The organism is Moritella marina ATCC 15381 (genome assembly GCF_008931805.1).
Lineage (GTDB): Bacteria > Pseudomonadota > Gammaproteobacteria > Enterobacterales > Moritellaceae > Moritella > Moritella marina.
Genome location: NZ_CP044399.1, coordinates 779,255 through 800,452, shown reverse-complemented (window position 1 = coordinate 800,452; position 21,198 = coordinate 779,255). Strand labels below are relative to the sequence as shown.

The 21,198-nt window shown below is 40.6% G+C and carries 16 protein-coding genes; 3 read left to right on the top strand and 13 right to left on the bottom strand.

Features of this window, described 5'->3' with window-relative positions:
• Positions 1 to 294 precede the first annotated feature (294 nt).
• Positions 295 to 2,622 carry a TonB-dependent receptor gene (locus FR932_RS03675; protein WP_019439939.1) on the top strand — a complete coding sequence of 776 codons (2,328 nt, stop codon included), beginning with the start codon at positions 295 to 297 and terminating at the stop codon, positions 2,620 to 2,622.
• Between the two features lie 374 nt (positions 2,623 to 2,996).
• On the top strand, positions 2,997 to 3,365 hold the full coding sequence (locus FR932_RS03670) for a tautomerase family protein (protein ID WP_019439938.1): 369 nt from the start codon (positions 2,997 to 2,999) through the stop codon (positions 3,363 to 3,365).
• A gap of 94 nt (positions 3,366 to 3,459) precedes the next feature.
• Here FR932_RS03670 and FR932_RS03665 read toward each other — a convergent pair whose 3' ends face one another.
• Both FR932_RS03665 and FR932_RS03660 read right to left on the bottom strand, forming a co-directional pair.
• Positions 3,460 to 5,511, bottom strand: a complete 2,052-nt coding sequence (locus FR932_RS03665; RefSeq protein WP_019439937.1) for an alkyl/aryl-sulfatase — start codon at positions 5,509 to 5,511, stop codon at positions 3,460 to 3,462.
• A gap of 155 nt (positions 5,512 to 5,666) precedes the next feature.
• Positions 5,667 to 6,677, bottom strand: coding sequence for an AraC family transcriptional regulator (locus tag FR932_RS03660; RefSeq protein WP_019439936.1), 1,011 nt, complete (start codon positions 6,675 to 6,677; stop codon positions 5,667 to 5,669).
• Positions 6,678 to 6,995: 318 nt separating this feature from the next.
• On the opposite strand from FR932_RS03660, the gene FR932_RS03655 reads away from it, so the two are divergent.
• Complete coding sequence (locus FR932_RS03655; RefSeq protein WP_019439935.1) at positions 6,996 to 7,262, top strand: hypothetical protein; 267 nt, start codon at positions 6,996 to 6,998, stop codon at positions 7,260 to 7,262.
• Positions 7,263 to 7,372: 110 nt separating this feature from the next.
• On the opposite strand, the gene FR932_RS03650 is transcribed toward FR932_RS03655, so the two are convergent.
• From FR932_RS03650 to FR932_RS03600, 11 genes are all read right to left on the bottom strand, one after another.
• Positions 7,373 to 7,867: a nitrous oxide reductase accessory protein NosL gene (locus FR932_RS03650; protein WP_019439934.1), complete on the bottom strand. Its 495-nt coding sequence runs from the start codon at positions 7,865 to 7,867 to the stop codon at positions 7,373 to 7,375.
• 77 nt (positions 7,868 to 7,944) lie between these two features.
• Complete coding sequence (locus tag FR932_RS03645; RefSeq protein WP_019439933.1) at positions 7,945 to 8,763, bottom strand: ABC transporter permease subunit; 819 nt, start codon at positions 8,761 to 8,763, stop codon at positions 7,945 to 7,947.
• A complete protein-coding gene (locus tag FR932_RS03640) occupies positions 8,760 to 9,758 on the bottom strand; it encodes an ABC transporter ATP-binding protein (RefSeq protein WP_019439932.1) in 999 nt (332 codons plus the stop codon). Before FR932_RS03640 ends, FR932_RS03645 begins: the two co-directional genes overlap by 4 nt.
• On the bottom strand, positions 9,755 to 11,095 hold the full coding sequence (locus FR932_RS03635) for a nitrous oxide reductase family maturation protein NosD (RefSeq protein ID WP_019439931.1): 1,341 nt from the start codon (positions 11,093 to 11,095) through the stop codon (positions 9,755 to 9,757). The genes FR932_RS03640 and FR932_RS03635 overlap by 4 nt, the downstream gene beginning before the upstream one ends.
• A 92-nt stretch (positions 11,096 to 11,187) precedes the next feature.
• Positions 11,188 to 13,092, bottom strand: a complete 1,905-nt coding sequence (gene nosZ / locus FR932_RS03630) for a TAT-dependent nitrous-oxide reductase (protein ID WP_019439930.1) — start codon at positions 13,090 to 13,092, stop codon at positions 11,188 to 11,190.
• A gap of 80 nt (positions 13,093 to 13,172) precedes the next feature.
• Entirely contained in the window at positions 13,173 to 15,344 is a 2,172-nt protein-coding gene (nosR, locus tag FR932_RS03625) for a transcriptional regulator NosR (RefSeq protein ID WP_019439929.1), read from the bottom strand.
• Between the two features lie 299 nt (positions 15,345 to 15,643).
• Positions 15,644 to 16,933: a quaternary amine ABC transporter ATP-binding protein gene (locus tag FR932_RS03620; RefSeq protein WP_019439928.1), complete on the bottom strand. Its 1,290-nt coding sequence runs from the start codon at positions 16,931 to 16,933 to the stop codon at positions 15,644 to 15,646.
• Position 16,934: 1 nt separating this feature from the next.
• On the bottom strand, positions 16,935 to 17,825 hold the full coding sequence (locus FR932_RS03615; RefSeq protein ID WP_019439927.1) for an ABC transporter permease: 891 nt from the start codon (positions 17,823 to 17,825) through the stop codon (positions 16,935 to 16,937).
• Positions 17,826 to 17,881: 56 nt separating this feature from the next.
• Positions 17,882 to 18,886 (bottom strand): ABC transporter substrate-binding protein, encoded by a 1,005-nt coding sequence (locus FR932_RS03610; RefSeq protein WP_019439926.1) that lies wholly within the window; start codon positions 18,884 to 18,886, stop codon positions 17,882 to 17,884.
• Positions 18,887 to 19,083: 197 nt separating this feature from the next.
• On the bottom strand, positions 19,084 to 19,560 hold the full coding sequence (locus FR932_RS03605) for a MarR family winged helix-turn-helix transcriptional regulator (protein ID WP_019439925.1): 477 nt from the start codon (positions 19,558 to 19,560) through the stop codon (positions 19,084 to 19,086).
• Positions 19,561 to 19,880: 320 nt separating this feature from the next.
• Positions 19,881 to 21,098 carry a BCCT family transporter gene (locus FR932_RS03600; RefSeq protein ID WP_019439924.1) on the bottom strand — a complete coding sequence of 406 codons (1,218 nt, stop codon included), beginning with the start codon at positions 21,096 to 21,098 and terminating at the stop codon, positions 19,881 to 19,883.
• Between the last annotated feature and the right edge of the window lie 100 nt (positions 21,099 to 21,198).

Below are 21,198 nucleotides of genomic sequence, written 5' to 3'. Positions count from 1 at the left end.
TCCTTCGTAATGAGTCATGAGTGATTGAAAACGAGGTAACAATATCACAGCTCAGCAACAATGGATTTATCATTTAACGCCAACCATGACGATCTGTCTTCTACTTCAATAAACACGCTTTAAATACAAATAAGTATAACTAAAGTCATGATTTAGTATGTAAATTTGAAATAGCCACCCAAAATATAAAATAACAACCTGTTACATATGGCGTAAAATGATAAATAACATACGTATTTGCTGTGATACTTTGCCGTTGTCGTTAAATAAATGTTAATCCAAGGATAGGTCTTTATGATTAAATCAAACATTAGCTCAATAACGCCGGTAATTATAAGCGCTTTATTACCGGTAACATCATTTGCAGAGGAAGTAGCAAGTGAGCCTAAATCAATTACATTAACGCAAGAAGTCGCAGCTATTTCTTCAATCAACACAATCGCTGAAACAGTTACTGCCACAAACCAAACTGAGATCCCAGAAATAAACCTTGCTCCCTTGCCTACCACTAAAGCCAACAGGGCTGTGTTTATTCGTGGTTTTTCAAGCCTAGATACACAAGCAACAAAAAACAGTGCCGTAACCATTAATCATGATGGCGTATATATGGGTAGAACGGTTGGGCTAGCGGCTGACGTAGCTGACCTTGAAGATGTGCTCTATAGTCGAGGTCCAACGACAAACTCTGGGCGTAATGCCTTAGCCGGTAATGTTAATTATGTGTCAGTGAAACCATCTGATGAGTTTGAACTAGAGCAAGAATTTTCAGCCGGTAGTCAAAACGAACTCAGATCAAAAACCATGATTAACATTCCGCTAAGCGATACCTTAAGTGGTCGTTTTAGTATTTCCAGCTTTACCCGTGATGGTGCGATAACATCAACCAGCGAAAAAGCTACCGGTAACTTTGGTGATATTGATACCAGTGCCTTCACCGGTGCGCTGCGTTGGACGCCAAATGAAAAGCTAACCGTCGATTACGCTTATGACTATTCTGACGCCGATTACATTAGTCCTTATATTCAGTTATTAGCCAGTGATAGCTTAAACCCGGGTGACGCCAATGAAGACCGTCAAACGTCAACGGATTTATATCAAGAAGACAGCAATGACCATACAGCACAAGGTCATCGTCTTAATTTTGCATGGCAATTTAACGAACGTACTCAGTTTGAATCGATCAGTTCATACCGAATGTCAGACGGTAATACCGAGGCAGTGATTGGTACCCAAGACTCAATTGCAGGTGGTACTTTAGATGTTAGCCAATGGTCACAAGAATTTCGTTTAAGCAGTAGTGCTGTTAACGATCGCATTAATTTTACTCTAGGTACGCTGTATTACAGCGAGGACAGCGATTCGACAGCTTATGCAGAAAATTCTCGCTTTGTTAATGATACATATGACCCTAATAATAAAGGCCAATTATATCAAGGGCAACAAGATTCATGGTTTGATACAGCTACACAAGGTGAATTAGAAAATATTGCAGTATATGGTGAAGCGAGCTTCATCCCAGCCATTCTTAATAATAAATTCACTATTACCACCGGATTGCGTCAAGAATGGGTTAATGTTGATGCCAATAAACAATATGATGGCGAATGTCTATTTAATCCCACAGGTGGCGTAATAGTTAACCCTAATCTTCCTAGTAATCACCCATTAAAACAACAAGCAGGCGCTATTATAACAGCGTTATGTCCCGGAGCTCTAAATAATGGAGGGGCAGGCAATGATATTGATGATGTTTATATCGAAAGCTCAGCCTCATTCCAAATGTTATTACCGTCGATTAAATTAAATTATGAAATCGGCCGTGAAAAGAATGTCTACACCTCTGTACGTAAAGGCTGGAATCCAGGAGGCTTTAATGCGTTAGCCGGCGTTGAAAATTTTGAAAGTGGTTTTGATGAAGAAACTATGATGACCTACGATCTTGGTTTTCAAGGTAACTTTGCTAACCGTGCAATACAGTTAAATGCCGTGGCTTTCTACAATGATATTAAAAACCACCAAGCCAATACATCTAACCGTGTGCATCCAACCATGGTTGATACATATAATGTCCAAAAAGCGCACTCATACGGTGTCGATTTAGATTTGTTCGCTTTCTTATCTAAGAATGCAATGGTGAAATTCAACTATTCATATCTACAGATGGAATATGATGAATACACCCATCGTGATGAAGTAAAATCAAGAATCAATGGTGAAACTGACATTAACCCGATCACCCGTGACGTACCAGATATGATCCCGCAAGCTCCAGAGCAGACTATCTTGACGTCGTTTATCTACCGCTTTGATAAAACTGATTTTGGTCAGCCAACAGTATTGCTAACTAATATCTATCGCGGTGCCTTTTACAGCAGTAATAATGGCTTAGATATATTAGAAAATGACAGTTTCTCATTAATAAACCTAGATTTAACACTGGCTGAAATACCATTAAAAACGGGTGAACTGGCTGTTAACCTTTGGGCTAAAAACTTATTTGATGAGGAATATACCTTAGCGAAATATGGTTATGGTTATGGCTCAGAAGCGACATCAGGTCCTGTCATCGGTGTGTTTGGTCCTGAACGTACTTTCGGTATTAAACTAAACTATACCTTTTAAACAAGCCTTTAATACCAATTCCTATTACATAACTGTACAGAAAAATGCTATTGCTATCGCAAACATACATGGCAATGGATGGCCTTGTCTAAGCGAACAGGGATGTCTTGAGCGGTTTGCAGGAGTAATATCATTTTGAGCACTTAGTTTTAGGAATTGCTATAACACACAAGTAAAACCTAAAAAGCACGCTAGTTAGCGTGCTTTTTAGTATCTAAAATATCCCTTAACTTTCTTGTTTATCACCGCTCCCCCCATTATCTATTTATAATAAATCAGATATTTGTTAGTGTTTATAATAATGAAATCAAACGAACATTTACGTTATACGTATTGTCAGATAATAAACTCATACGTTCAGGGAATCGATTAATATGCCTCATGTAGAAATTAAATATTCAGATAATTTAAACATTAATGTTGATACTATGTTTGATGATGTCGAAAGCATTATCAATGAAAAGGATGCCAGTGCTGGCGAATGTAAATCAAGAGCTTACCCTTGTTCTCAATATAAATACTCCCACGTACTCGTGACAGTATCGTTATTAACAAAGCCTCATCGAGATAAAGCATTCACCCAGAGTTTAAGTCTCGAGATTGAGAAAGCGATAAAAGTCCACCTTAAACAAAGCTTATATTTTTCGTTAAACATAGAATATAGCCAAGGTTACTACACGACAAATATACACAGTGTTGATGGTGATAAGTTAGTGGGAATGGTAGATAACGTCACAAATTAAACATAACAACTTAAATAGCAAAATGTACTGACACAAAAAAGCACGCTAAATAGCGTGCTTTTGTTTACCTAAGTCTGTACTAATCGATATCCAATTAAGGTGTAACGATATTAAATACACCCTCTGGCTGGTCAAGTAATGCGAAGAAGCTAATCAAACCTAACTTACTGCCTTCAAGGCTTAAGTCATCTGATGTTAGTACTTCAGATACACCCGCTACACCAATAACTAAATCAACAAACAAATCATGAGTGATGTTCATTGTTGCATCCGCAGTTTTATCTTTAGGCGCAAGTTTATGACGTAATACCGCATTTTCCAGTTCTAGCACATAGTTTTTATCTAAATCAGTGAAGTTAATGTTTAACGTAAACTCTTCACCAAATGCCTCTGGGCCGTTCAGGCGCGCAGCCATACTTTCAAAGAATTTATCCACTGGCGTTTCTAGCATAATCACTTTCATCGATGCTAAATCAATCACTTTATCTGCCGCACCATGACGTAATTCATAAGCACCAGACAGGTAAACATCACGCCAAGGTGCTGATTCAGCTTGATAACCCAATTGATCATAATTGCTCGCTAATAATTCTTTAGCGTCTTTATTATCAGCGTCTGCAAATACCACATGATTTAATAGCTCAGCACTCCAACGATATTCACCTTCATCATAAGCCGCTTGTGCATTAATGATAACCGCATCTGCGCCACCCATTAATTTCACGTACTTAGCCGCAGATTCATATTCAGGTAACGGATCTAAGTTAACTGGGTTTGCATCGTACCAACCAAGGTAACCTTGATAAATGGCTTTCGCATTATGCTTCACAGTACCGTAATAACCACGGCTCGAGAACGTGTTGGATAGCGCTGGTGGCATTTCGATTTCTTCAGCAATTTCTTTCGGTGTTAAACCATTATTAATCATTCGCACAGATTGATCATGAATATATTTGTAAGTATCACGCTGTGAGACTAAGAATTCATTAATATTATCTTGTCCCCAAACAGGCCAGTGGTGGGTACCAAAGTAAATTTCAGCGTCTTTTTGCTCTTCGATTGCTTCATCAATCGACTTGCTCCACAACACGGCATCACGCACATGTGCACCACGTAAGGTGTACAAGTTATGCATCGTTTTAGACACCATTTCGGCACCACAATACGCTTTCATTTTCGGTAAATAGAAAGTGAATTCAGACGGTGCTTCTGTACCCGATACAATGTGGAACTCAAATTCAACACCATCAATGGTATGTGTTTCGTCAGTATTCACCGTTAATGTTGGCGCTAAGATACTAAAGGTGCCAAAGGGTACCGCTTTACCTAGACCTGCATCCACATGACCGCGCTCAGAGCGCGGTAATAAATTACCATACATATAACTTGCACGTTTACTCATTGCAGGACCAGCAATGATGTTTTCATTCGTCGCTTCTTCCATAAAACCACCCGGCGCAACGACTTCAATGTTAGCAACATCGTTACCCGCGGCTGCAAGTAATCCATTTACACCGCCAAAGTGATCCATGTGGCTATGCGTAAATACGATAGTAGATACGGGACGGAAACCCAATTGCTCATTAACAAAATCAAGGGCTTTTTTCGCCGTTTCTGAGGTAGTTAGCGGATCAACAATAATCCAGCCTTTTTTACCCTCAATCACCGTCATGTTTGCTAAATCAAAACCACGGACTTGATAAATACCGTCAGTGACTTTAAACAGACCATTAATGTTATTTAGCTTCGCTTGACGCCATAAGCTTGGGTTAACACTGCCTGGAGCATCACCTTCAATAAAGTCATAATCAGACAGATCCATAATTGTGCTGCCGTCAGTATATTTAACAACATACTCAGGTAAGGTTGCAATAAAGCCACGATTCGCATCGGAAAAGTCTTGTTTATTTTCAAAAGGGAGTTCTTCTAATACCGCGTTATTTGACTCAAGTGTATATTCAGATGCGGGAGTGAAGCCATATTCATCAGGGCCAGTACTTGAAGTTTTGTCGTCACTACTCGGCCCGCAAGCAGCTAAAAATAAACTGCCAGAAGCAATAATTGCTAATGGTAAGTGCTTCTTTAATTTAATCTTATTGTAGATTACGTTTTGAATTTGTGCGCTTAAGTTCTTTTTATTAAACATGTCCATATAGCCATTAGTAGTTACGATAATGACAAGGTATCACAACTTATTAACAAGCCATTTATCATTTTGCGCCCACTTAATATTTGAATCTAAGGGCGCTACTAATGAACTGTTTGTTACGACACTTGTTTACGACACTAATGTAACGACGTTTATTTACGGCACTTGTTACGGCAATCTTCACGATACTGTGATGGGGATTGTGCAAACCAGGTTTGAAATGCACGGGTAAAGTTACCCATATTTTTATAACCTAAGTTTTCTGAAATGATTAAGATTGATTCTTCAGTTTTAGTCAGATAATGCACAGCCAGTTCTTGACGCTTATGTTTTAAAATATCTCTAAACGTCAGGCCTTCTTCTTTCAAACTGCGGCTAATTGAGCGTACGCTCATATTTAACATCACTGCAATCTCGTCTAATGTCGGTTCACTATTAGCAATTGAACTGTGTATCAAGCGCTCAATCTTTTCAGTTAATGACATTTTATCTAAATCAAAACTGCTTGCCATTTTCTTTTCAAGCATGAGATTTTTAACTGAGAACTGCGTTAACACCGATTTATTCAACCACAGACAATTAACTTCTTGAGCAAACTTAGTCTCACAGTTAAAACTGTCTGACCAAGGGCGCTTATTTTTAGGCTTATTACGCACCAAATCAACATGATGTATAAACGAATCAGAATCAACCAAGTCATTAATGATACTGACAAAAGAAGAGTAAAATGCATCAATAGACATATCACTGATTTCAACACCTTCCAATGGTGAGATCGTAACGCCCAATAAATGTGGGGTATTGTTTAAGGTAAGACAAACTGAATTACTTAACTTACCGTAATAACTCGGCAGACCTTCAAGGACTTGCAGCAGAGAGTCCGACTTTTTGATCAGGTGATTATAAATATGATTTTTCTTGATATTTGAATATTGACCGACAATCAGACCAAAGTGTGGCTTCTGCGTGATCAACGCGACTTCTTTCCACAGTGCCGTCATCTGTTTTATATCAAGTAAGGAATTAGGGGCATTCTGTATATCCGTTAATGAGATACCCGCATTTTTAAACACCTCATTAGAATTAAACCCGCTTGCATCTAACGCGTTCGCAATAGATAAACTCCATGCCGCGATCGTGGTATATTTAATTGCTTGATCCATAATCTATAAACCTTTGAAATTACGTATTTATTATTTAAATCTAAGTTATTAACACTCACTCGTTTAAATTAACAACTAATGTACTAAATTTAAAGGGGCTTACCGGCATAATCAAGATTAGGCCTATACAATCGAGCTAATTGCTTAAAGCATCAGCATTTAATCCATCAACATTGATATCTATGGTATTAAATGAGTAGCCAATTAACCCCTTGGGTCAAGGCTAAAACCAAGTAATTATGTTTAACACGCTAAAAGCTGTCATACTATGGCGATAAAATTTAGTATTTTGATGACGAAGAATAAAGTGAGACAAAAATGATCAATATTTACCGCGTATCTTTTCCTGATGGCAGTGTTTATATCGCAGCAAAGAAAACACCACCAGCAAACGCAATTAAAAGCTACGAGTGGGCTAAAGGTCACGCAGACCCAAGCCGTCCATTAGTTGCAGCTTACCTGAAAAGTAAAGGCCAGAGTACATTAGAATTACTGCATTCTGATCTAACTCCAGACATGGCTAAAAAGTTAAAAAGAAGATATATCGTTGAAGCAAGACAAGCAAAACAATACGTTGTTGTTTAACGTTTATTAATAGCGTCTTATAACGACGTATAGTGTGTAGCCATACACACCGAAAACACACATAACAACGGAACTGTTTGTGTGTTTTACTATTCCTGCCCCCTATTCAATTAAAGATCTGCAAGTGTAATGTCATCAAATTTATACAGTTGACCACCGAACTCCTGCACAAACGTTTCCGCATCTGATTTATCACTAAAACTACCTAACGTCTGCCCCATTGCACCAGTTTTGCTTGAACCTATAACAAACCAAGCCAGCTTAGCATCAATGAAATGCTCATCGTTTGGTTGACCCCAAGGTGTTTTACTCATGTCATGCACATAGACTTCTCGCACTTGGCGCTTGTTTTCAGGCTGTAGAATAAAACCAAACAGATCTCGCGTAGAGCAAAATTTATTAATATTGCCTTGGTTTGCGGTATAGCTTTCACCTTTAGGCCCAGGGAAATTGCTGATTGTCATACCACATAAATGACAGCTATCCGCTTGTTCAATCTTCACCGCTTGCTGCACCATTACCTGCTGCTCTGTTTGTTCGCTACAGCCGACAGCAAATGCTAAAAAAACACCAAGAGACAAGGTTTTTAATTTTGAGTTAAACATAAATATTCCTTCACTAATTTAATGCTATTTCGTTATAAAATTTAATGCTATTTCGTTATAAATAGGCTTGATGATAGCTACAGCTTTTTATTGGCAAACACAACTCTCGCCACAGTCAAAGGCACTAATATCCATGCCAGCATGATAGTCATTAATACCGAGATAGATTGACTCGAGTTAATCGCCACAGCAATCACGCCATTGACATCACCGCTATCTAGGGCAGCAAGGTTAATCAAACGAAACACATCGGCAGGATTAAACATCATCACATTGACTAGCCCTTGTTGAGTCAAACCATCATCGACCCCCACTAATGCCGCCAATAGTGCTAAATCAAATACCAAGACAAAGAAAAACCACACCAGTAAAGCAATACCCGCGGCTTTTGATTTTTCATTCACGGCAATGCTGATCACGTAAGCCACACTAATAAATACCAGTCCCAATAAGGTGGCAGTGACAATGAATAAACCAAAGGCTGCAAACACGCCCTCAAATCCAGATTGCAAACCTATCATGACTGCAGCACTACCAAAACCCAGCACCGTCGCTAAGGTAATAATCGCGCCTTGACCGACAAACTTACCCAACAGTAATTGCCCTTTACTGAGCGGATACGTCAATAACAACAACAAGGTACCGGCTTCCTGCTCGCCGACAAAGCTATCGTAACTCAATAACAAGGCAATCAGCGGAATCAAAAATACGGCAAGGCTAGACAAACTGGCAATGATTGAAGACAATGAAGCGTTCCCCTCCCCGCCAGATGCAGCGGCGCCGTAATAACTCAAGCCTAATGATAAGATCGAGAACACGACCGTAATAGATACAAACCAACGGTTTCTTAAGCCATCTTGAAACTCTTTACCGGCAACCGCTAAAATAGCATTCATGATGCAACTCCTTCATTCCTTTTTATCGTCCTTGCTGCCGTCGTTACATTAGCATCATTAGACAAACCTTGAATGCAGCTAGCACTCAACTTACCTTTGATTACAGCGGCGTGAGATAAATAATACTGATACAACTGCTCTAAGCTGGCTGATTCCACACTAACATCAGTCAGCCCGTCATATTCCATGACCTGTTTTAGCACCCTCATTTTTTCATGTTCCTGTACATGTAAACAGCCATCACCTTTGATGAAAGTAGCTAATAACGGATCATCGCTTAATTGCGCATTGATACCTTGTGTCTGAATCATCACAGGTAAGTTGGCTTGTTCACGTAATTGCGCCAAGCTACCTATCGCAATAGCTTGTCCACCCGATAAAATCATCGCCCGTTCAATATGTTGCTCAACGCCAGGTAATACATGCGAGCATAAAATAATGCTGGCACCACGCTTTTTTAAACCATCGACAGAGTGATAGAATTCTTGCGTCGCAGTTGGGTCTAAACCTACGGTTGGTTCATCTAATAACAACAATTTCGGCTCGCCAAGAAACGCTTGAGCAAGTCCTAATCGTTGGCGCATACCTTTGGAGTACGTTTTAACCTGACGTTGCATCGCGTGAGTTAAACCCACTAATTCTAATAATTCAGCTACTTGAGTACGTGGCACTGACTTTAACTTGGCAAAGTAACGTAATACTTCCACGCCAGTTAAGTGATCATAAAAGCTTACATTCTCAGGTAAGTAACCAATATGGCGACGGTCTTGCCATGCTTGTTTCGATTGCGGATCACGGCCAAAAATACTGACGTCACCACTACTGGTTTTTTCAATCCCTAAGATAATTTTCATCATGGTAGTTTTACCAGCACCGTTGTGACCAAACAGCCCCAAAACTTCACCTTCAGCAAGTTCTAATGAGATATTGTTTAACGCTTTTAATCGCTGGAAATGCTTGCTGACATTAGTCATCGTTACAATTGAAGAGGTCATAATGAGTCTGTTGCCTCGCTATTTTTTGTGGACGTATTGTGAATACTGCTCGGGGTCATTAATGGATGGCTGTCTTGTACACCGCCGGGTTTTAATATTGGAAATTGATTTTGTACCCAACGTAATAACAATACTGCAGGGCTATCAAGCAAGACTTTCGCTTCAGGGTATTCCCATACCATCTTATCAATACCATCATTGGGCTCAAACGCAGTATCACCCTTACCGTCACCATCGAGGTCCCAACCTAGGTAGTTGCTCCAGTAATTACCTATGCCATCAAGGCTCCATTCTTGGCGTTTGTTGGATACGTATTTCACTTGAATTGGGTTATTAATAAAATTGTTACCGTATACTTTTGAATGCTCAGAACCTGCGGTTAAATGAATACCGATCTCTGCGGTATCTACGCTATTGTATTTTATGGTGTTGTAACCTGAGTTGTAGATGAATAGCCCTTTACCATCACGTCCTAATACCTTGTTTTCAGGCTTGGTCCAAACGTCTTTTATGTGATTGTTTGAGATCTCTGAAAAAGTAATGAAGTTGAGTAAAAAACCATAGTCTTCGGTATTCAAACTGCGGTTACCTGATACGGTTAATTTACGCGAGCTCATTAAGGCATAACCCACTCGGGCGTTATATGAAAAGTTATTCACTACCTTGTTATTATGTGAATACATATAGTGGATGCCAAAACGCAAATCATGCAGGGTATTGTTTCTAAGTTCATTTTCTTGGCTGGAAATAATATACAGACCATCACGTGTTTCGCTTACCGTATTCCCTTCTACTAAGGCTTTTTTTACCATCGAAAGCTGAATACCATTACCACGGTCTGAGGTGCGTAATGCGGCATTACCTGTTACTTGATTATTCTTAATGAGTACATCTTGGCTACGTTGGATCCAGATACCGAAACCGCTGCCTGTTAATATGTTATTTTGCACTGTGATGTTAGTGGATTTCTTATCGGTATAAATACCCGAATCCTGTTCTGTTAAATCACTGCCCCAATTCTTAATACTCAGGTTTTCAATGGTGATATTTGAATTACGTAACTCAAGACCATGACCGCTACCATTAGCATTAATGACAGCGCGATTTTCATCAGTCACATTCTCTACTTCACCAATAACAGTAATGCTTTGATTAACGATGAAATTACCTATGTATTCGCCCGCTGCAATAATGACAACATCACCATCATCAGCACGGTTTAATGAAGCTTGGAGATCGTCATCAGGCGTAACGTGAATGTTTTTCGCCAGAGCAGTAAACGGCAAACAGATCGATAATATGAACCACGTTAATACGGTAAATGCATATTTAGCCATTAACACTCTCTTTTCAATCATAAAAGTACAATAACAAGAAGCAACTAAAGTGCTACTCCCCGTTATTTTATTCAGTTCAGTATTGCTAAGCTTTACGCCTCAACTAGCATACGACCACGCATTTCCATGTGTAACGCATGACAGAACCAGTTACAGTAATACCATTGCACGCCCGGTTTATTGGCGATAAAGGTGATTGAAGCAGTCGCTTGTGGGCCGATTTCCATTTGCACGCCGTGATTGGTCATGCAGAAACCATGAGTAACGTCTTCAACCATATCTAAGTTAGTGACGATAACCGTGACCTCATCACCTAATTTAACCCTAAACTCATTCATGCCATACACAGGGGCAACAGAGGTCATGTACACACGCACCTTGTTACCATCACGAATAACTTTGTTGTCAATCATGGTATTGACACCGTCCGCTTTCGCTATTGCTAATGTGTCGGCGAACATAGGATCATCACGCGTCCACAATTTCTGTGGTTTCACTTTACTACGGTGCACGATCATACAATCATGTGGTTCAGCAAATGTTGGACCATCGTGTACCAGTTTCATTTCATCACCAGAAATATCAATTAACTGATCATTTTCAGGACGTAAAGGACCCACAGGTAAGAAACGGTCTTTCGAGAATTTACATAAAGAAACTAGCCACTTGCCATCAGCATCACGGGTCTCACCTTGTGATGTATGGTTATGTCCAGGTTGATAATGCACATCGAGTTTTTGTTTAATGTAATTTACTTTTTCGCCGTTATGCGCACGGATCGCTTCTTCAACATCCCATTTCACAATTTGGCTATCAAGGAATAAGGTTGTATAAGCAAAACCACGGTTATCAAACGCAGTATGCAGTGGACCTAAACCCAGTTCAGGTTCTGCCACTATGGTATCGCGAGGTTTGATCTTGTCATCGAACAAGGCATCGAGTTTATCAATTGCAATAATCGACACTGTTGGCGATAACTTACCATTGGCGACAAAATATTTACCACTTGGCGAGGTGTTCATCCCGTGTGGTGATTTTGGTACTGGAATATAACGGGTAAGATCAGAACCTTTACGACCATCAAGTACAGGTACGCCATTACCATTATAAGTTTTGAATTTACCGGCCTTGAGCGCCGCTTCACAACGTGCGAGGCTGAATACCACGACATGGTCACGCTCAGACGCAATCATTTCGCCTAAGCTCATGCCCATTTCTGAGTTGTAACAAGTCGATGCGAAATACTTACCGTCATAATCGGCGTCGGTATTATCTAGATTACCGTCAACCATGACCTGGAATGCCATTTCCATGGTGTCGGCATTAATCACATTGAACAGCGAACGATAAGTGCTTACATCTTCCATTGATGCTTTACCATCATTGTTCATCGGAATTTCAAACTCGCCATTACAGATCACGTATTTAGTGTACGGTACTTTTTGTACGCGTAGACCATGCACGGCTTGTACGTTTGGCACTGTTAGCATTTTATCTGTTTTCATCACATCACAGCGAATACGAGCAACACGTGAATTGGCTTTATCATTGATGAACACGTATTTACCGTTATAACGGCCGTCAGTCATACTCATGTGAGGATGGTGTGAATCACCCGCCAAGATATGCGCACTCTCACCTTTAATACGTTTACTTTCGTCTGTTAAGCCCCAACCTGTTGCACTATCAATATTAAACACAGGTATACGCATTAATTCACGCATAGAAGGTAAACCCATGATGCGAACTTCGCCTGAATGACCGCCACTCCAGAAGCCATAATACTCATCCAATTCGCCAGGGTGTACAACTGGGCTATTGGCATATTCAACACGCTTGGCTTGTGCCACTGACGAGAACATAGCTGCAGACATCGGCGCTAATACCGCGCCAGCGCCTAACATAGCTGTTTTGCTAAATAGACTACGGCGATCGGCATTTTCTAAGGTTGTTTCTGCTGACACTTCAATATTGTCGTTATTTTTATTATCAATCATAAGACTCTCCGTGATATTAAAATTGTTTTATTTTGATTCGACTAGGTGCGTTTTTTATTTTATTCGGTATTCGCTGCTCTTTAATCCGTATTGGTAATGGCAATGATTTGTTCATCAGTGATTTTTCGTTGCTTTCTTGCCAATTTTTTCAATGGTGGGCATTTTTCGTCATTGAAATATGTCACCTGACAATCAAGGCAATAATGACACTCACGCATGTTGATCTCGCCGTTGGGTTGTATGGCTTGGATCTCACACTCTTTGGCGCATGTTTTACAAGGTTGACCGCATTCCGAACGGCGTTTTAACCACTGGAATAAACTCAGTTTACTGGGCACAGACAAGGCCGCGCCTAACGGACATAAATAACGACAAAATGTTTTGCGGTTAACCAAGCTAGTTAAGATCATCAGACTTGCCCAAGCAATGAATGGCCATTCCCGATCAAATTTTAATAAGAAAGTTGTTTTAAACGGTTCGATTTCCGCAAACTGTTCTGCCATCGCCAATGAATCCAACGAGATACCAAACAGCGCTAATAAAATAAGATATTTGATTGCCCACAAACGCTCATGCACGGCATAAGGTAGTTCCAGTTGTGGTAATTTAATAAACCGACCAAACACATTCACCAATTCTTGCAAAGCACCAAACGGGCATAACCAACCACAATAAACCGCCCGTCCCCACAGCAACATGGTGACAGCTGCGGCGCACCACAGAATAAATATGATCGGATCGAGTAAAAATAAATCCCATGAAAAGTCATGCATCAAGGCTTGTAAAAAAGTGAACACATTGACAATGGATAGCTGACCGCCCCATGACCAACCAATAAGTACAACCGTAACGACCAGAAAACCATGACGTAAGTTGTGCATAAATTTAGGGTGTCGGACCAACACATCTTGGAAGAACAAGATCAGTAGTAATACGATGAGTAAAGTAATCAGCACCACTACCTCAACATTTTTGTCTTGCCATACTTGCTGGGTTAGGCTTAATTCAGGTTCGGGCATAATTGCTGGCGGCGTATCAACGTATTTGTCCAACATGTCATACTGGCCTTTAAAGCTGTTAAATAAGCTATCGACGGGTCCAGTTTGGCGACGCACTAACAACTCAAACGCCCACTCTGCACCAGGATCAAACTCGTGATGCGCCTCAATTTTAAATACCGACATTTCTTGGAATTGTGGCGCGCCAGCAATAAATATATCGGTCACTCGTTCGTGTTGTAAATCTCGAAACGAAATAGCATTATCTTGCTGATGGATTTGGATCCGGTCAAAAATACCGCCACGCACATAACCCGAGCCTTTAAAAGAATAGCCATTACCGAATACACCGATTAAGTGTTCACCCGGTTGCAGTGGCTTGGTTAACCATTGGTAGTCTGCAGCGCTAAATAGATTTTTACCTATGGTGGGAATATCGATAAGGGTGTAATAAATTTCAGCAAACATGTTTTGTTTTTCATCGGCATTGGCTTCGTCTACATGCTCTGCTGCAGTCCCGACAAAACTGTCATCAACCGCGTTACGATCCAGGTATAACTTACGAATAGAGCCATCGCCAGTAAGTTGAGTCCAATTAGCATCGCTGAATACTTCTGTTTTAATGGTTGAGATGGGCTGAATGATGCCATTGGATTTTTCGATAATAGCCAATGCTTGCGCAACTTTTTTAGCTGCCTTGGTAATGCCAACATTCATCACCATCACGGTAACGGTTGCACCGGAAAGACCATCAATGGCAACGTAGCCTTCATTCTTATTACCACCGACCTTTAATCTATCGCGCACCGATAAACCGGCATATTGATCGGTGAAAGCCCATAACTTACTTTCAGGAATACCAGCAAGAATAATCGGCTCATGATGCTCTAAGACTTTAGCCGTGAGGTAAGCACCTTGGGGATCGATAGCCACCAGCATATTGACCGGTTCACCAGAATAAGCTGGGATCTTAGCGATATCGTTGGTTTCAAATGCGTAACCTAAAACGTCATCATTTTTACGCACTGTCCAAATAGGGTAACCGCCGACTTTAGTTGGGGTCTTTTCTGAAATAGCTGTCGCGTCGGGGAATTGCGCCTGAATAAACGGCATGGGATCTTTAGGAGGACTAACAAATAACGCATAACTTGGTGGAATAAAAAAAGTAGCCAGCAACAATAACGTAGTGAGCACAACTAAGGCTCCTTGCTGGAATTTATTTTTGTTATGTACTAAATAGTTAAAGCTAACCACAATAATCGTCCCCTAATTTACAACTCATAGGCATAAGTTGCAGTCCATTAGGGCGCATCATAAATAGTCAGTTAAGGTGAGCGAATGACTTTGGTCAATTACCCACTAACATCTTTCTCATTCGATAAAGTATACGCAAGCTCATTGATCCTGATCATTTATTGTTAGCTATCTGATAGTTTTTTGTTAACTGTAAATAATGCTTTATTAATTAAAATGCAAAATGCCCATTACCTCCGACTAGCTGTAATGGGCACTTTATCTTATGAACCAAGTAAACGCCTTGTTACGACATCATACTAAGCGTGAGTAAGTTTACTCTCTTCCGTACTTAGCTTAGTTTCTCCCACACTAGACTTCTTCTCTTCAGTACCAGGCTGGTCACTTAATACTTCAGCAAGTGCAGAACGGCATAAATGCCCTTCCACTTCACCCTCTTCATTTAATACTGGAAGTGGTACATTGTTATCCAGCATCTCAGGAATAACAGATTCGATTAACGCATCGCTTTGCACTGCAGGTACAGCTTCTAATAACGACGCATCAAGCACATTGCTGTAATCATTCTTATCAACGCCGTCTAAAGTATCTTGAGTAAGCACGCCTTGATAACCGTCTTCGTTAACAACATAACCGAAATCCTGTTTTGATTTACGCATTTGTAAAACAGCTTCACCGATTGTTTCCGCCGAGATACGGCAGATTTGTGGCTGCATCACCGTTTCGACCGTCAAGGCACGCGCGCGATTCACGTCCTTAACAAAGGCTTCAACATAGTCATCAACAGGGTTCAGTAGGATATCAACCGGCGTACCTTGTTGCACTAATATGCCATCACGTAAAATAGCAATGCGGTCGCCTAATCTTAATGCTTCATCGAGATCATGGGTGATAAAGACAATGGTTTTATGCAGTTTTTCTTGCAGTTGTATTAACTGATCCTGCATTTCACTACGGATCAGCGGATCCAACGCGGAAAACGCTTCATCCATAAGTAGAATGTCAGCATCGGTACACAAAGCGCGGGCTAAACCCACACGTTGCTGCTGACCACCAGAGAGCTGCCCAGGATACTGCTTAGCATAACCATCCAATCCGACAGTTTCTAACCACTGCGTTGCGCTCTTCTTCCATTCTGCCTTTTTAACACCTTGGACTTGCAGACCATAACCAATATTGTCTAGTACGGTGCGATGTGGCATCAAACCAAAACGTTGAAATACCATCGACATCTTATTACGACGGAAATCTTGCAGGTCTTTGCTCGATAATTGCATTACATCGCTGCCAGCAAGCTCGATTTCACCCGCAGTCGGTTCAATAAGGCGGTTAAAGTGGCGGATCAAGGTTGATTTACCCGACCCCGATAAGCCCATTATCACGAATATCTCGCCTGGGTATACATCCAGATTAATATTAGATAAACCCACGGTATGCCCTGTTTCAGCTAAGATGGCATCTTTTGATTTACCGGCCTTAACCTGTTCGAGTACCTTTTTTTCATCTTTACCAAAAATTTTATATAAATTCTTAATGCGAATTAGCGGACTTTGACTTTTTCTCGGAGAATTAATGTTATGCGAATTCATATTAGTGCCCGCCTAAATTTTGTAATGTACGTTTTGCGTAGCTTTGCGAGATACGGTCAAAGATAATAGCAAGAACAACAATCGCTAAACCATTCAATAGACCCAGCGTGAAGTATTGGTTAGTGATCGCCTTCAATACTGGCTGACCTAAACCTTTCACACCAATCATCGACGCAATCACAACCATCGCCAGCGCCATCATAATCGTCTGGTTGATACCTGCCATGATATTAGGCATTGCCAGTGGTAACTGCACACCAAACAAACGCTGCATCGGGCTAGCTCCATAAGCGGTTGCCGCCTCTAATACTTCTTTGTCTACAAGTCGTATGCCTAAATTGGTAAGACGGATCACAGGCGGTACGGCGTAAATAATAACGGCGATAACACCAGGAATTTTACCTATGCCAAGCAACATAACCACGGGGATCAAGTACACAAAAGCGGGCATGGTTTGCATGATATCGAGGATCGGCGTAACGCTTGACTGCACACGGTCTGAACGCGACATCCAAATCCCAATTGGAATACCAATTAATACCGCGAGTAAGGTCGAGACCAAAATAATACTCATGGTGCGCATGGTGTTGTCCCACATGCCAAAGAAACCGATAAGGAAGAAGGCGACAACAACGCCTAAGGTTAATTTCCAAGAACGACTAGCGGCATAAGCAAAAACAGCTAAAGCGCCAATCACCAGCCACCACGGACTGCCAAGTAATAATTTTTCAAACCAAATAAGAAAAGTAAGTAAGGGATCAAAAAATGCTTCAATACTATCACCGTATTCACGCGAAAAACTGCGATAAGCACCATCCAACGATTTTCTAATATCAAGTAATTGGCGGCGGTCTAACTGCGGTATTTCCGAAAGCCATGAACTGTCTGACATAATATGTATTTCCTAAGATGAAAAAGCCCGAATCGTTCGGGCTATATAATGAAAGGCTATAGTTCTGACACTGCTTTCTTGATTTTTTTTGCGGTCGCTGAATCAACCCACTGCGACCAGGTATCTTCATAGTTTGTTAAGAAATGCTCAACACTGTATTCACCATCTGCTTGCTCGTCTTCCATCCAAGCAAGTAGTTCATTCATTTGCGCATTCTTAAATGCACGTGCATTAAGATAAGCCAGTGCTTCAGGCGCTCTTGCTGCAAACTCTTCGGTTACGACTGTATCAACTGCAGAAGGTGGGAACATCGTCGGTTTAGGCTCTAAGCAGTCGTCTTGAGTAATACATTCTTTGAAATGCTTCTCATCGATGCCTGAACCAAAATCAACTTTAACCATATTGTATTTACCCAATACCGCGGTTGGCGCCCAGTAATAACCAAACCAAGCTTCTTTGCGTTCATAGGCTTTAGCAATAGAACCAGATAAGCCCGCGCCGGAACCTGGATCAATTAAATCAAAACCATCATCAGCAAGATTCAATGCGTGATATAGGTTGGTTGTGGTAATTTGACAATTCCAACCCGATGGGCAAATCATAAAGGCTGATTTTTCTGGGTCTTCAGGGTGTTTGAACAGTTTAGCGTTAGCTTTTATTCCAGCAATTGTCGCTAAGCTAGGATCTTTCTCAACCATGTAGGCAGGAACCCAAAAACCTTCTTCACCGCCATCAGTCAACGTTGCCCCCGCATAACGGATACGCCCTTCTTCAACACCTTTATCGAGTGCTGATTTCATTGCATTACTCCAAAACTCAGGGGCAATATCCGGCTGACCTTTTTCAATCATCGCCGTACCCGTTGCCATGGTATCACCAGGCACAAGTTCAGCATCACAGCCAAAACCATGCTCAAGAATGAAACGATCAATATTAGCGATAATAGTGGCTGAATTCCAGCTCATGTCGGCAATAGTAACAGTGCCGCATTCACTTGCATTAGCGAAGGTAGAAAGAGAGGTAGAAGCGAGAAATAGAGTCGTAGCGAAAGTCTTCCGCATATAAATAATATCCTTATTATTGTATGAAGTGTCACCAATACTACAGTAAATTGCGGCTAAAATCTTTTAAAGTACTAAATAAGTACTAAATACCGTAAACATTCGTAAAAAATACATATAACATTTTATGACGATATTCACGGTAACACTGCGTTGTTTATTATTAATATATTATGAATATCAGGCAACTAGTCGTGTTATTCTTCAGCTTGTATTTGACCAACTAATAGCACTGGCGCGGCATCTAATTTTTCTGCATCCATCATCGAGGCAATACGTTCGACAGCGGATAATAACTGGCTTTGTTCCCATTCTTCAAGGTTTTGATAACGGGTTATGAAATGATCCTGTAATGGCTTCGGTGAACTGCTAAGCAAAGTGATACCCGCTTCACTTAATGATAAATGCACTTTACGTTTATCGGTTTTACTGCGCGTTCTGATCACTAACTCTCGGCTCTCAAGACGGTCTATAATCGTCGTCACCGTCGCTGCACTGAGTGCGATTTCTTTAGCTATATCTTTTGCCAGTGGCGCATCGAGCATGGCAATATTCTGCATTACCATGAGCTGTGGTCCGGTTAAACCAGATTGTTTATTCAACTTGCGAGAATGTATATCAATAGCTCTGATCACTTGGCGCAATGACACTAATAATTCTTCGTACTTTTCCATAAATATAGCCTAAATTGATAACCGAATTAACAACAGCTAATACCAACGCCTCTAAAAACGATGCATAAAAATGCTATTGCTATCGCAAACCTATCGCAAATAGACATGCCATAGATGGCCTTGCCTAAGCAAACAGGCGGCTCTTGAGCGGTTTGCAGGAGTAATATCATTTTGGACACTTAATTTTCGGCATTGCTATAACATGTTTTTTCGCCACCATAACAGAAATTAACATCAGACTCATACTGCAAATAAAAAAAAAGCAAAATAACGCCTAAACGCTATTTTGCTTGTTCCAGAATTAAGCACTATTTATATGACTAGTTAGCTAACTCAATTTTATCGAAATCGATTTCATTCTCTTTTGGTGAACGCTCAATCGCCGCAACTTGCTTATATTTTTTCGCTAGAATATACACGAAACAACCCAAGATAAGCGCGATAGCTAATGCCCCAACCCATTGAATCTGTAAGAAATCCAATTTGAACAATAAGGTTAAGCCACTCATTAATGCCACGTTACCTATGATGTATTTAACTTTACCAAAACGTGCTACCGTTAAGTTTAAATTATCAGTATAAAGTCGTACTAATGAATCCAGCGAGTTAATCACAAAAGTGATGCCCACTAATATCATCGCTAGGTTATAGAAACCCGTTGTCGCGATTTCATTAACGCTATAGTAGTAAAGTACCGAGAACCATACTGCGATTGGAATAGACGGGAATACCATCATTGCAATCAGTACTTGATAAGTCTTCATGCCGCCAACAAAGCGTGATGTGAACTGACCAATCATAATGCTCCACGAGAACCACCAGAATAAGTAAAATTCATGGTAATCATTCATTGGTAGAACAAAGTGATGTAAGTTACCAAAGTAATCACCCAATAGCGCAAAGGTCGTGGCAAATTCGCTGACATTTGATCCTTCAGATAGGAACGCACCCGCCCACATTAGAACGATAAGACCTAAGAACAACCAAGTACTGGCTAAGCTGAGGATACGTACATAGCGAATGCTCGTGCTTGAGTAAACCGCCGCAGCAATCACTAAGAACACAATCAGGTAGAAGCTACCCACTATCGTTTCGCCATCACCCATTTCAGGTAAATACCAAGGTAAATTAGTCAATAACAAGTAAGCAGTAAAGGCACACGTCCCGATAATGATAAAGTTGTTGATGAATTTAATCACAGGGATCTCAAAGAACTTCACTCTTGGTTCTATCACGCAAAAATAGAAACACGTTAAAAAGTAAAATGCCCAAATTAAGAATGCCCAGAACCCAAACTCGATCGCTAATGGGTTCGTAAAGCTGTATTCAGGACTCGCTGCAAGGTTTGCATAACCCGCAAACTCGGTCAGCGGAAACATGATCAGTCCCACGTCTAAACCTGAGGTAAATAGAATTGCGATAAACGTAAATGTACGTACGGGTGTGACACCAACGCATTTCACATTACCCCAACGGTAGATCACAAACGCAATTGCAGCAAAGGTAAATAAAATACCTATCGTAAGCCAAGTCGTCATTGTTTAAACTCCATGTAATATTTTTTATAAAAACGATAAAACACAAGTTTGTTCCCTCTTGTGCTCCGATATAGTCAGCTCAATGTTTAAGTTAGTGCTT